The organism is Bacillus thuringiensis, from assembly GCF_022095615.2.
Classification (GTDB): domain Bacteria; phylum Bacillota; class Bacilli; order Bacillales; family Bacillaceae_G; genus Bacillus_A; species Bacillus_A cereus_AG.
In genome coordinates, this window is the sequence record NZ_CP155562.1 from 42,267 (window position 1) to 55,260 (window position 12,994).

The following is a 12,994-nucleotide window of genomic DNA, read 5'->3' on the forward strand; positions in this document are numbered from 1 at the left end:
GGATGACTATAATTAGATTGGCCGTTGTTGAAGATGATCCAGTATGGATGAAGTGTTTGTGTGAGTATATAGAGAAGGAAAATGATTTAACAGTTATTGAAAAAGCTACGACAAAAGAAGAGGCTTTTTCAATAAATATCGAAAATATAGATGTGATACTACTGGATTTAACATTATCTGATTCAAGTGATAATGAAAATTTAAATGGATTAGAGGTTGCAAATCATTGGAATGATAGAGGTTTTAAAAATATTATCATGTTGACTTCTTGGGAAGAACAAGAAATCATTTTGGAAGCATTCGATAATGGCGCTATAAATTATGTGACTAAAACCTCATATAGAGACATTCCAGGTACAATTCGAGATGCATATCAAGGTAAGGTAAGTATTCATTCGGATGTTTCTTTTACACTTGTAAATGCTTTGAAGACAGAAAGGAGAATTAGTGTTTTAACACCTTCGGAGAGGGAGGTATACAAGTTAAAAGAAAAAGGGTTAAATAAGAATCAAATCGCTGATATGTTGTTTAAATCAGTGGAAACTATAAAAAAACAATTTAAAATGATTAATAGTAAAATTAAAAAGTGATAGTTTAAAAATCGTAAAAATATTATATTTTAACATTTAAATAACATTTCGGGAAGGGGTATTTTTTTAACCCTTCCCGAATTTATTTTAGGCTCGTATCATATATACAGTAATTTAATTATTCGATATCGAATATTAAGGGGCTGTATATATGATGACTATGATAAGAGAAGCAAGGTTGCAGAAAGGATGGACTCAATTAGATTTAGCAAAAAAATCCGGTGTTCCACAACCGACAATTTCTCAAATTGAAAGTGGGGAAAGAAAATACCCTACTTATCAAAATATCAAAAAAATAGCTGAAGCTCTTGGGATAAAGACCGAAGAGCTTATGAAAGAATAGCTATTTGTATGACGGTTGAACGAAATTCAATTGTACAAATAATATCGTTCAACCGTTATATTTTTATTTATCGTATTTTGTGTTTAATGTCACCAAAATTTCTATGTCGAATTTAAATGAATTCCGTAATCTGATTAAATGTAATATTCAGTGGAGGGAGATTTATGCATATGCAATATAAAGAAATTGATCAACAGTTCATTGAACAACAAATGGAAAAAGATTTATTTGAAGATGTACTAAATAATCAAGAAAATCCAGTGGAATTTTTTTATAAGATTCTAGATGTACTTCGAAAAATTGAAAATAAAGAGTAGAGTATCCTGTAACAGATACCCTACCCACTTATTTTTCATTATCTGGTTTTAATTCTTCAACGTCAGCTTGTGCTGTGAAATTTAAGTAATTCACATATTTGATTAATTCTTGCTTAACCATAGGCTTTTTGCTATCTGGGATATTTTTGTACCTTTCGTAGATTTCATTAGCTAATTGAGAAACTACTTCTTTTCTTTGTGCTTCATCGTCAAAAACTTGGTAGTTTAACATATAATCGGTGCTAACTTGGAAAAAACCGGATACTTTTTTTAGCATATCAAAATTTGGTTCTTTATTACCAAGTTCCCAACTTGATATTGCGCTTCCTGTTACGCCAAGTTCTTTACCTAATGCGTTTAAGCTTAACCCCTGTAAATTCCTTAAATTCCTTAAATTTCTACCAAAAATGTTATCTTCCAATCCAATCAACCTTTCGTATGTTATTGCGATTAGTAGATGTCACCTAACCTTCTTTATTCTGTAGGAGTAAAAAAACGTCATCAAACAGTTGACGTTTGATTGATAATCAAATAGAATATAGACAGGGAGGTGAGTATTTGGCTTTGTCAAATAAAACTAAATCGACAGTTTTGCGAAAAGTTAGGGAAGAAAAGGACCTAACTGTAAGAGAACTTTCATTAGGTACTAATATTCCAGAAAATACTCTTTATAGCATTGAAACAGGCAGAAGTGGTGTTAATGCAAAAAGAGCTAGGACAATAAGTACATATTTAAAAGAACCCCTTGAAAGACTGTTCGAATCTAGTTTGTATCATGCCAAACTTGAGGATAAATAACCTCATTAACTAATCGCTTTCAAACATTTACTTTTTATCATTATGTATACCCTTGTCTATTGTAAATGATAAGACGGGTTTATAAGCAGTGATAAGATAAAAAAATATTATTTTATTATTATTTTTCTTTTATTGATAGAAAATACCTTCAAAGGGGGGAGTTTATGGAAAAAGAAAGTAGGCTTACATTTTATGATGTATCTTGTAAAGCTCACTCTGTAAAAACTTTTGATGGGAAAACATATCAGTTAAGAGGTGCTGTCGCTATCGAAAATAAAACAGGGGAAATCGTAAAAATAGCCCAAGTGTATTATAAGGTACGATCAGTAGTGGATAAAAATAATAACCTTATTGCTAAAAGGAAAAATCCAGAAGATGAGCTTGTAGTGATAAGAAAACCCAAAAAGATTGCAGAGTAAGTTGAAGTTTAGCGATTTTGAAGTGTGCTGTGAGAGTATTTTAAGATTCCGTTTGAATGAAATATCTTTTGGTGGGGATTCCACTTGGAATTTTGTAAACAGCACAAATTGATCCTTTGATAAATGAATATTGCGTGCCGCCCTTGATATGGTCACTAGAGGGTTAGGTCGACGAGTAGAGTTTGGTGAGTGGAACTTAAAACTCATCTGTGGCCGTAATTTAACAGTGTATCGATGATCTGATTGATATAATCGTGAGAAATATCCCAAGTAGACGTTTCGATGAAGCGATCAATATCAAAAGGTAGATATACGAGGTTCTTCGTACATGCCGAAAACGTTGTGCTGTGTGAGGCTGTTATAAGTTAGACTGGGAATAACTTATAACAGCCTCATACGAGGTCGTCAATCTAGCCATAATTGACAAAATTTTATTCTTTTACTTTATACAAATTGATTATTCTCAAGTAGACTTCAAAATCGCTAATTATAAGAAATTAGATTTTATAGGTGGTGATGTTAAAAATTCGTGAACACCTTGATATTATATACAGTTTACATGAGTTTAAATGTTTTTATGGATTTAAAGTATCTGATTACTAAAAACTATTGGCACTTAATATTTTTTAGTCTTTCAATAGTTCTTTGTGTAATTCAGAATAAGAATGTGTTAGCTCTACTCGTAATCGCAATTGTTGCATTAATAATTGGTGTGTTAATTAGAGAAAAAATGCCATTGGCTAAGTTTTCGCCTGGAGATACAAAAATGATAGTGATTTCATCTATGTATTTATATATCTTAGGGTCTTTGAAGATACATTGGCTATTGATACCGATTTTATTACATGTAACAGTATTCATTTTATCAGCAGTAATATATGGGTTAATTGTGATTTTATTGTTTGTAAAAAAATATATATTTACCAGAACAATAAGCGGCTACCATTCCTTTAAATTTCTGAAGATTAGCATTGAACTAACAACAGAAGGTTTGAAAATAATCAGTATGAGTTACCGTTTTCCGGCAGCAATTTCTATAATTGCTGGTTTTATGTCGCTAGTATTGTTACAGTGGTAATATATTTTGTATTATAGGTATATTAAGATGAAGTATTAAACTGGAGGATTAATCATGAAAAAAACAATTCTAACTACAACGGCAGCATTAACAATGATGGGAACGGGTATGGGAATCAATGTTGACCATATCAAGCCAGCTGAAGTTAAAGCTGATACTATATCATTCTATGATGTACCAAATAACCACTGGGCGACTAAAGCGATCACAAACTTAGCGAATAGAAATATTGTTGTTGGTTACGGGAATGGACAGTTTGGTTTTGGCGATAATGTTACCCGTGGGCAAGTTGCTCGCATGATCTATAACTACTTAAAGCCAGCAGATGCAGGTAATTTCAAAAACCCATTTAGCGATATTAAAGGGCATATGTTTGAAAAAGAGATTCTAGCACTTGCTAAAGTTGGTATTATTAAGGGGTATGGAGAAGGTAAATTTGGACCGGATGACATCTTAACTCGCGAGCAAATGGCGCAAGTACTTACAAATGCTTTCAAATTTGAGGGAACTAAAAAAACATCATTTGTAGATGTTGATAAAAACTCTTGGTCGTACAAGGCAATTGGTGCTTTAGAAGAGAAGGGCGTAACAATTGGTACAGGTGGCAATATGTATTCACCAACATCAGTTGTAACACGAGAACAATATAGTCAGTTTTTATTTAATTCTATTAATGTAATAGAGAAAGAGACTAAGCCAGAAGAAAAACCAAACACTGGCGGAGAAGTTAAGCCAGAAGAAAAACCGAATACTGGCGGAGAAGTTAAGCCAGAAGAAAAACCAAACACTGGAGAAGAAACGAAACCAGTTAACATTCCAGAATGGTTAGAAACAAGTTTAGCAACGAATGATTTTACATTTACACAAGCTTGGTATGATGGATCAGAAGCTATTAATAAAGCAGCATCTACTAACGCTCAACAAATTGTTAAAAATATAAATAGCAAGTATGGAACAAACTTGAAGTATAGTGAAGTAGGGGCAATTGTACAATTAGTGGATGGTGCAAGAGAACAACTTTGGTTAGCTGGTATGAATGTAAATGATTTTAGAGTTACTTTCAGGGTATCAAATAATGCAATGATAGAGCTTACGAAAGAATTAGTTACACTTGTAAATTCAGATTTGAATTTGGATCAAGAAATTCAAGAAATTCCTTCAGCACCAATGAAGATTAAGAATGTTGAAAAAGGGGATTACAAAATTCGTATCAGTCCAGCAATGGCAGACCAAATGATTACAATTATAATTGAAAAGAAATAAAGAGAAAATCCGTTTTAGTATTTTACTAAAACGGATTTTTTGTTAGAAATTAAAATATCCTTCGAAATATAATAGGAGGAAGATAATGAAATCAAAATTATTAGTATTTATTTTCGTTATTTTGTTATGTATTCCTAATTGTGCATATGCAAGGAATAGTGATATTCCTTTTTATGATGGAAAGAATGAAACCTTGATACGGAGCAAGGGTTTGCAAATGCCTGGTAATTATTTAAGACCAGGAAAATTTTTACCACCTAATGCACCACCTGATATTTATTATACAGCTGACCTTCATTACCCAGCTCTTTACAACGGTAGCTTTGATTGGGGAAACCAAAGAGCGAACTTGGTACAGAGCGTTGATTATAGTGAACCTTTTGTTAATGTAGCGAACGATGGATATATAGGAAGTGGTATCCCACTAGGTAATAGAATGATTACAGAAGTAGAAAGGGTAAACTCCCAAGTGATTTCACAAAAGTATCGGGGGAATCCAGATTTTGTTTTAAAGTATATATTACCTTATGAAGTGACAAGTGTTGCGTTTCCAAAGTCGTATGGTAAATTCTATTGGATTAGGGATATGGCTTATCTTTCAGGTGGTATGGCAGGTGCAGGGCTACAAAAGGATATTAACAAATTTAATATCTTTATTGTACGTACTAGTTTTCCGGATATAAAAAAATTCCAAGCATCTGACGGTCCTAAAAGTAATACAGTAGATTTTCATGTTGAAGGTTTTGAATATGTAACCAAAAATAAAGGATATACAGATAATAATATGGGGTCAGAAACTATAAATCCTTATGCGGAAATGGCTGGGGAGCGAAATAGAGTAAAATGGGTTCTGAAAATATATAAAGATGGTTCTGAAATTGATACTAAAGAAGGATATATTCGTTCTAATCCTAAGAAAGATTCAGAGAAGCCGGAAGAGGGCGATGCTGGATATTTTGGAGGGAAAGGATCAAGTAGCCCTATACGATGGCAGCCAACGACTTGTGGGAAGTTTGAAGCGAAATTACAAGTCTATGACGCTGTACAAAGACCAGCAAAGGAAAAGAAAACTTCCTTTACTATTTCGGGAAATGGTTGTGACAAAGAGAAACCACCAACTCCAGGTGGTGAAGGTGATGAAGATACATTTAAGTACAAAATGGATTTTTCAGTAGATCGTATTGAGGGTGAAACTGTTGAATCTGGTGATAATGTAAAAACACCGGTTAAGGTTTCAAGAGCTGATTTTTCAGAAGAGCGAAAAAAATACCGAGAAGAATTAGATCGAAAAATCCAGGATCAAGAGCGAGAACTTTCTAAATTAGAGGACAGAAAACAAGACGCGAGGGAAGAATTGAATTTTTGTCGATATGATAGAATTTGTACAATAGATGAAGAAGGAAATCAACATTGTGTTCCCCGTGATTGTTCATCGTATGAATATAATCTTGATAGAATATTAACGATGATTAGTACAGAAACAAAAAAATTAAATAAAGAGAAGAATAAAAGGGATAGATTAGATAAATTGGAGAGTGAATATAAAAACACCACTCCAAATGTTGTTCTCAGGTTCCAAGATAATATAGTAGGACAACAGAAGGTCAACTTATCCGAAGGACAATCTAAAGTTTTATATTATGATTGGAAAGTACCAAGTTCGGGACAAATTGAGGCTGAGATCAATCCTAAGCCGCGAAAATATGATAATAGTAAAGATGTATTAAAAACAAACTTTAATAATAATAAATTGGATACCCCAATTAATGTTGCTTCACATGAAACCTCTACTTGTTCACAGCCTAATTCTACAGCTACAGTAACAGCTGTTGTGCGTACAATTAATAACGCAGGAGATAGGGACACATTATATGAACGCTTAACAGGTAGTATTGTGAATATATCAAAGCCTAAAATAAGGGCAGGATATGGATTTAGTTATGAAGTGAAAACAACCTACACAAATGAAGATTCATCAAGTCATGCTACGGGTGTGAAGAGTACAACATCTTTCCTTCCTACAATGGTTCAACATCAACAGTATTCAAAAACTGAGGATGGATACAAAGTACCAATGGATGAAACACTAGGAGGATATAATCAAGTTTGGTCATTACCTCATACTTACGTTGAAAAATTTTCAGGAAATGTATTTAATGATAACTATAAAAAGCATCCTAAATACAATCCTAATGAAACTATTTTAGATGGCGGGAGAAAGTGGTATACCGAATTTACACAAGCAGATGGAACGTATTCATTTAAAGCAATGGCTTATGGTGCGGGTGTTAATAAGTTAAATCTTTGTCTTACGGGAAAAATTGAAGTGGAAGGTTCAGGGATTGGTGATAAAAAAGGAAATGATGATTTTATTAAACGCTCTGTAAATCCACAGAATCCATTCCCAGGGCAAGTAGGATGGAACTGGAAAAATAAAGAACCTATGTTAACTAGTTTATCGGACTGGTGGAATACATGGGAATATCCAAATCCAAAAGATATACCAACAGGGTATCATATGGAGAGTTATAAAATTACTCCAGAAATGTATAAGCAAATTAAAGAATATAACAAGACGCATGGTTCAGACGTCAATCTGAATAGTGATTTCCTAACGAGATTTAATTTTAAATAATAAGAAAGCCTGTTTTGAAAGTGCAATTAGCTTTTAGAACAGGTTTTTTGTATACGAAAAAATATGTTGGTGAGGTGTACAAATCAATGCAACCACCAAAATTTGTTGTAATAATGCTGGTGTTGATCGGGATTATGTTGTTTACAGCAAGTACCGGTTTTATGTTTGCAGCGGATACAAATGAAGATAATAGCTTACATCAAGCAACAGCTACAGCCATGTCAAAAGGAATTAATATGGGGCAATTAAGAGTTGATGAAGAAATAACCATTAATGAGAAAGTCGTTAAAGAAACCCTGATTAGAGAATATGTTAATCAGTCAAATTTCCATGATGGTGAAAAACGATTAAATATTTATGCCATTAACTCTCAACCAGCAATGATTGGAGTCGAATCATACAACACTTTTGCTATACCTATTAAGAAATATTTAAAAGAACCGGATGATCAAACGACAGTTAGACAGTTCGAAAATATGATTTTTGAAGCGAAGAAAGTAACGAAATAGGAGTTGAAGAAATTGGTGAAAAAGCTTCCGAAAAAAACCGTGAGTGTATTAATTGCTGTAGGCTTAGTAGCGACAATTGCAGGATATGAAAATTACAAAATTAATAGTGCGATAAATCCTACTAAGGTTTATTACAGTAAAGTTGATATTCCACCAAGAACAAAAATTACAAAGGATATGTTACAAGAGAGGGTCATTCCTGGTGATGCAATTGCCCCTAATGCTATTACAAATGTAAAAGATTTAGAAGGTAAGTATACAGTGAACGGATTTGGAGTTTCAAAGAACTCTTTATTGTACAAGGACAAAGTAGTTCCAAAGGATGAATTGCCGGATGCAGCCATACTAAATTTGAAGAAAAGTGAAGTAGCTTTTCCGTTGTTGGTAGATATTGAAACGTCATCTGGTAATAGTATTATCCCGGATTCTTATGTAGACCTGTATTTTAAAGGTAAGGTGAAGAATGAGTCGGACCATACTGAAAAGCCTATATTTGGGCGTGTTGCAAAACATGTTAGGGTAACTTCAGTAAAAGATAGTAATGCTACAAATGTATTTGATCCCAAAAGTGTAGAAGTTGATGGGTCATACAAAGACAATTTAAATAATGAGGCGAAGAATCGTCCGTTAGCTAAAATTTATACTTTCGCAGTTTCAGATGAAGAAAATCAATTGTTAAATAAGGGAGCCTTAATTGGTGAAATTATTCCTGTTGCTTCTGGTGAATCTTATAATGCCAATGTTGAAAGAACGAATGACGATTTGATTACAAAGTGGATTCAGGATCAGTCATATAAATTAAAGTAAGAAAGGAGTTTGTATAATGGGAAAAATTATAGGTATATATGGTGTGCAAAGGGGATTAGGCACAACAACAATCGGTCAATCATTAGCAAAAGTTATAGGTGAATCTAATTCAAAGGTACTGTATTTAGAATTAGATTATTTAAATGCTACATTTGCACATAAAACATCAATATCTAATCCAGAAAGAAATATGGAATTGTTTATGGAAAAGGCCATTCTAGAAGGAAGATTTGATATTCAAAAGTATATCTTGAAAAAAAATGAGGTTAGAGAGGGAAAGAGATTTTCCTGGTTTCCGAGTAATATGGAATTATTGACTTTCAGCAATGATTTTGCGGAAGAGAGCTTTCCTCGTTTCAAAACAAATGTAGAAACTTTAGTAGAGAAGTTCAGTAATGATTTTATTAGTAAATTAAAGGCACTAGATTATGATTATGTAATACTTCAGTTGCCTAATCAAATAGAAAATGTTTTTGGATTACCTATGTTAAGTAAATGTGATAGTGTAGTCAGTATTTTAACAGGAAATCCAATTGTTTTATCAAGATACAAGAACATAACAAATGTTTTTGAAAAGGCAAACTTGCAACACAAAGAGTGGGTACATGTATTTAATCTATGTAGCAATAAAATTGATGAAGAGGACTACAAAATGTTAGTTGATTTTGAGGTAACAGCTTGTATTCCTTATGATCCAGAAAGAGCGGAAATAGAGTTTTCACTACAGTTGGGATCAGAAACAATAGATGAATATATGAAAAATATTGCTAGGAAATTAGGGTGCTTTATCAGAAATGAACAAAATGGATTCCGACTTTTCAAAAGTAAATAGAATTGAATGATCTAGGGGTGGTGAAATTTATGGAAAATGTGATTTCTTTAGAAGATTTAGGTTACATACCTTTAATGCCAGAAAGGATTAATATAGAAACGTTTATTTATATCATCAAATCTGGAGGACACACATCTACAACTACTAATAAAGAGATACCTCAAGATTTAATTGATACTGTAAAGAAATATTTATTAGATGAACATAAAGAATTAATTCAAGAATCCTTTGGTGATGAAGTCAAAAAGAAAGCACTATGGGGTGTTGTTTCACAGTTCATTACATCACAGCCTAATATAGAAGGATTTACATTAGAACAACTTGCTAAAGGAATTGTAGACGCCGTAGCGGGTCTTGATGTGTTAGAAGCTTTTGCTGAACAAGACACTGTTACAGATATTATTTGCAATAACTGGGACGAGATTTGGATAAAGGATTTAGAGAAAGGGGATTATCTTTCAAATGTAACCTTTAAAAGTAAAGAAGCGTATCTAGCGTTATGTAATAAATTTGTAAACGCATCTGGTCAAACTTGGACACATAGTAAGCCGAAATGTGATGCCTATTTTCCAAATATGAGAATTAACTTAGTGGGCTTTGATATTTCGAAATATGGTGTTTCGTTAGCGATTCGAATATTTGGTAAGACTTTAAGAATCAATGATGAAATCATAGTTGAAGAAGGTCTTGCAAGTAAAGAGATGCTTCCACTCTTTACAGCGATGATGAGATCGCGTTCAAGAATCCTTATATCTGGAGAAACAGGTACTGGAAAAACGGAATTTATGAAATATCTCTTGGGTAAAAAAGTAAAAACCGATAAAACATTGGTATTACAAGACGTTGATGAAATGAATTTGAAACAAATTTATTCAAAGGAATGGAATTTAAGTACTTGGTTAACCAGGGAAAGAGAAGATTCTTCTACCTCCGTTACTTATGAAGATTTATTATCTGGTGTAGTCAGACAAACTATAAAAATTATATGTATTAACGAGTTAAGAGGGAGAGAAGCTTGGGGGGCAAAGAAAATAGCAGAAACAGGTCATGGGATTCTTACAAGTTTACACTCTCCAAGCGCAGCTGATAGTGTTGAACGCTATTCTAGTATGTGTTTAGAAGCTGTGAATATATCCAAGGAATATTTACAGCAAAGTATTGCTTTGAATTTTGATTACGGTATGCACTTTGAATTAATGTTAGACGGAAAACGAAGACTAACCGAAATTGTGGAGTATATCGGCTATGAAAATGGAAAACTAATTTATACACCTCTATATTTATTTAATGTTAAAGAAATTAAAGAATTCCAGGATGAACATGATCAAACGAAATTTATAATCAATGGTTCCCATGAAAGGGTAGGGAAATTGAGTGGTCGTATGATTAAAGAGCTGAAATTTAAAGGGATTAAAACGTCTGAACTTGAGGTTACAAAAGAACTTCCTGTAGTGAAAGAGGGGGAGAAATTAATTGGGATTTCTTAATTATCTTCCATATTTTTTGATGGTAGTTGCTATATTCTTTGTAGTTAATTTGGGAATCAATTTAATTCAAAGAAGAAAAAAAGGCAAGTTAATTGTTACGAATGAAAAAGATGATAGTAAGATAGTGAAATTTTTAAAGGGAAAAGGATTGTATAAATGGATCAGTCCTAACTATATTCTGAGGGAAAGTAAAGATTTTAATTGGAATTTATCCTTCAGGGATTATCAAATCATACTAATTATAGGGACTCTAGTTGGAGCTGTTGCATTGTATGGTTTTTTTATGTCATTAAGTACAACAATATTCGGGGTATTATTAGGAGTATCTCTTCCGCCAATCATTGGCTTTTATAAGCGTAAGAAATACGAAGAATATGTGGAAAATCAGTTGATGGTTTATTTAGAAGCTGTAGCAAATGCAGTTTCTACACATGAAAGTATGACACTAGCTTTTAAGAGTGTTTTGCCGTTACTACAATCTCCTATAAAAGATGATGTAGAAAGATGCTTAATCTTATACACGGAAGATGGAAAGAGTATTAGAGATGCCTTTCATTCATTCGTACAGAAATATAATTATAAAGATATTAAGCTCTTTCATGATATGTTAGACCTTATTTCAAAAACAGGTAAAGATACGGATGACATACTTTTAAATATTGCACATGAATTTCAAGATAAAAAAATATACCGTGCAAAATTAAAATCAGGTATGCAACCGCAAAGGAAAACATTCAAGCAAACGGCTATCATGCTTGCTTCATTACCGGTTGCAGCCTTGGCGATCAATGCCGATGATTACGTTGTATTTGCAAGGACGTTACAAGGAAGGTTCATTCTTTTAGCAATAATTGTAGTATGCATATTTAGTGCATTTAAGATAGAGAAACATTCTTTCTACGATCCTACAGAAGATATTACAAAAATAAAATAATAAGAAGGTGATAGAGTGAATCTATATCCTTTAATTTTACTATTTATCTTAGTCTTACTCTTTGTATTAGTGGTTTACAACCTGGTACTGGAAAGACAAAAAAGTAAAAGGTTTCAAATTTATAGCATTGTAAAAAAAAGTAAGGTGGCAAATAAAAGACAACCTATTTTGTATACAATGCTGTACCCAATTTTAAAATTAAAGAAGAATTGGATATCACAAGAACGTGAAAAAGAATTAGAGAAAAAGCTAAAAAAAGTTAATTCGAGTCTTACACCAATGGAGTTTATTATTAGTAAACTTACCTTCTCAATTATAAATTTTTTAGTTATAGCTAGTTTAATATTTTATGTTCCGGATTTAAAAATAGTAATTTTCCCTTTAGCTTTGGTATTTGCTGTTATGGGATTTTATGTGAAGGAATCTAAATTAAATAGTGATGTTAAGGCGAAAAAATTAAGACTAGAGCTTGAATTACCAGAGTATATGATTTCTTTAGCTTATATGATTGGAAAATACACAGCATATGAAGCTACTAAGAGATCAATAGAATATGCTTCAGATAATTTAAGACCACTAGTTAAAAATCTAATTGCACAAATTGAACTTGATCCGGGGGATTTTGAACCATATCTGGAATTTGCGCGTCAATTAGATATACCAGAAGCGTATCAATTTATGGTTTCCTTGCAACAAGCAATGGTTATGGACGAAAGTCGAAGTAGAGAAATAATTAATAATCAAATTAAGTTAATGAGAAGACTACGGGCAGAATCCTATGAAACATTAGTTGCATCGCGGCCAGGTATGGTCTTCAAATACCTTATTTCTACATATTTGTGCATTATTGTATTTGTGATAGGCTTCAGTTTTACATCTATTTATGAAAAGTTTGTTCATATGTTTTAACTAAATCGTAAGGAAAGACCAACTATGAGAAGTCAAGGGGAGTTTTTTATATAAATAGGGGGTGTTTTTCTAA

At 32.6% G+C, this 12,994-nt stretch carries 14 protein-coding genes; 13 read left to right on the forward strand and 1 reads right to left on the reverse strand.

Translation table 11 applies throughout. The features are described 5' to 3' along the window. Positions 1 to 2 precede the first annotated feature (2 nt). The 3 genes from KZZ19_RS30845 to KZZ19_RS30855 all read left to right on the forward strand — a co-directional run bounded on the left by KZZ19_RS30845 (position 3) and on the right by KZZ19_RS30855 (position 1,250). Entirely contained in the window at positions 3 to 590 is a 588-nt protein-coding gene (locus KZZ19_RS30845) for a response regulator transcription factor (protein WP_000152608.1), read from the forward strand. Positions 591 to 741: 151 nt separating this feature from the next. Next, positions 742 to 933, forward strand: a complete 192-nt coding sequence (locus tag KZZ19_RS30850) for a helix-turn-helix domain-containing protein (protein ID WP_000988783.1) — start codon at positions 742 to 744, stop codon at positions 931 to 933. Between the two features lie 164 nt (positions 934 to 1,097). Then, positions 1,098 to 1,250 (forward strand): hypothetical protein, encoded by a 153-nt coding sequence (locus tag KZZ19_RS30855; protein WP_000551114.1) that lies wholly within the window; start codon positions 1,098 to 1,100, stop codon positions 1,248 to 1,250. A gap of 28 nt (positions 1,251 to 1,278) precedes the next feature. Here the strand turns inward: KZZ19_RS30855 and KZZ19_RS30860 are convergent, their stop codons facing one another. Further along, positions 1,279 to 1,671 carry a helix-turn-helix domain-containing protein gene (locus KZZ19_RS30860; RefSeq protein WP_000389936.1) on the reverse strand — a complete coding sequence of 131 codons (393 nt, stop codon included), beginning with the start codon at positions 1,669 to 1,671 and terminating at the stop codon, positions 1,279 to 1,281. A gap of 137 nt (positions 1,672 to 1,808) precedes the next feature. On the opposite strand from KZZ19_RS30860, the gene KZZ19_RS30865 reads away from it, so the two are divergent. The 10 genes from KZZ19_RS30865 to KZZ19_RS30910 all read left to right on the forward strand — a co-directional run bounded on the left by KZZ19_RS30865 (position 1,809) and on the right by KZZ19_RS30910 (position 12,921). Next, positions 1,809 to 2,048: a helix-turn-helix transcriptional regulator gene (locus KZZ19_RS30865; RefSeq protein WP_001218521.1), complete on the forward strand. Its 240-nt coding sequence runs from the start codon at positions 1,809 to 1,811 to the stop codon at positions 2,046 to 2,048. Positions 2,049 to 2,212: 164 nt separating this feature from the next. After that, positions 2,213 to 2,467, forward strand: coding sequence for a hypothetical protein (locus KZZ19_RS30870; RefSeq protein ID WP_000410281.1), 255 nt, complete (start codon positions 2,213 to 2,215; stop codon positions 2,465 to 2,467). A gap of 1,132 nt (positions 2,468 to 3,599) precedes the next feature. Further along, positions 3,600 to 4,808 (forward strand): S-layer homology domain-containing protein, encoded by a 1,209-nt coding sequence (locus tag KZZ19_RS30875; RefSeq protein WP_000751260.1) that lies wholly within the window; start codon positions 3,600 to 3,602, stop codon positions 4,806 to 4,808. Positions 4,809 to 4,893: 85 nt separating this feature from the next. Beyond that, complete coding sequence (locus tag KZZ19_RS30880; RefSeq protein WP_000837540.1) at positions 4,894 to 7,443, forward strand: hypothetical protein; 2,550 nt, start codon at positions 4,894 to 4,896, stop codon at positions 7,441 to 7,443. 20 nt (positions 7,444 to 7,463) lie between these two features. Then, positions 7,464 to 7,952: a DUF5411 family protein gene (locus KZZ19_RS30885; RefSeq protein ID WP_003275864.1), complete on the forward strand. Its 489-nt coding sequence runs from the start codon at positions 7,464 to 7,466 to the stop codon at positions 7,950 to 7,952. 15 nt (positions 7,953 to 7,967) lie between these two features. Continuing rightward, positions 7,968 to 8,759: a hypothetical protein gene (locus KZZ19_RS30890; protein ID WP_002134136.1), complete on the forward strand. Its 792-nt coding sequence runs from the start codon at positions 7,968 to 7,970 to the stop codon at positions 8,757 to 8,759. A 16-nt stretch (positions 8,760 to 8,775) separates the two neighbouring features. Beyond that, the gene (locus KZZ19_RS30895) at positions 8,776 to 9,591 is read left to right on the forward strand and encodes an AAA family ATPase (RefSeq protein WP_000516215.1); all 816 of its coding nucleotides are present in this window, start codon (positions 8,776 to 8,778) and stop codon (positions 9,589 to 9,591) included. Between the two features lie 29 nt (positions 9,592 to 9,620). Continuing rightward, entirely contained in the window at positions 9,621 to 11,078 is a 1,458-nt protein-coding gene (locus KZZ19_RS30900; protein ID WP_000432467.1) for a CpaF family protein, read from the forward strand. Then, on the forward strand, positions 11,065 to 12,012 hold the full coding sequence (locus KZZ19_RS30905) for a type II secretion system F family protein (RefSeq protein WP_000506473.1): 948 nt from the start codon (positions 11,065 to 11,067) through the stop codon (positions 12,010 to 12,012). The genes KZZ19_RS30900 and KZZ19_RS30905 overlap by 14 nt, the downstream gene beginning before the upstream one ends. Before the next feature lie 15 nt (positions 12,013 to 12,027). Then, complete coding sequence (locus KZZ19_RS30910) at positions 12,028 to 12,921, forward strand: hypothetical protein (protein ID WP_001055431.1); 894 nt, start codon at positions 12,028 to 12,030, stop codon at positions 12,919 to 12,921. Positions 12,922 to 12,994: the final 73 nt, after the last annotated feature.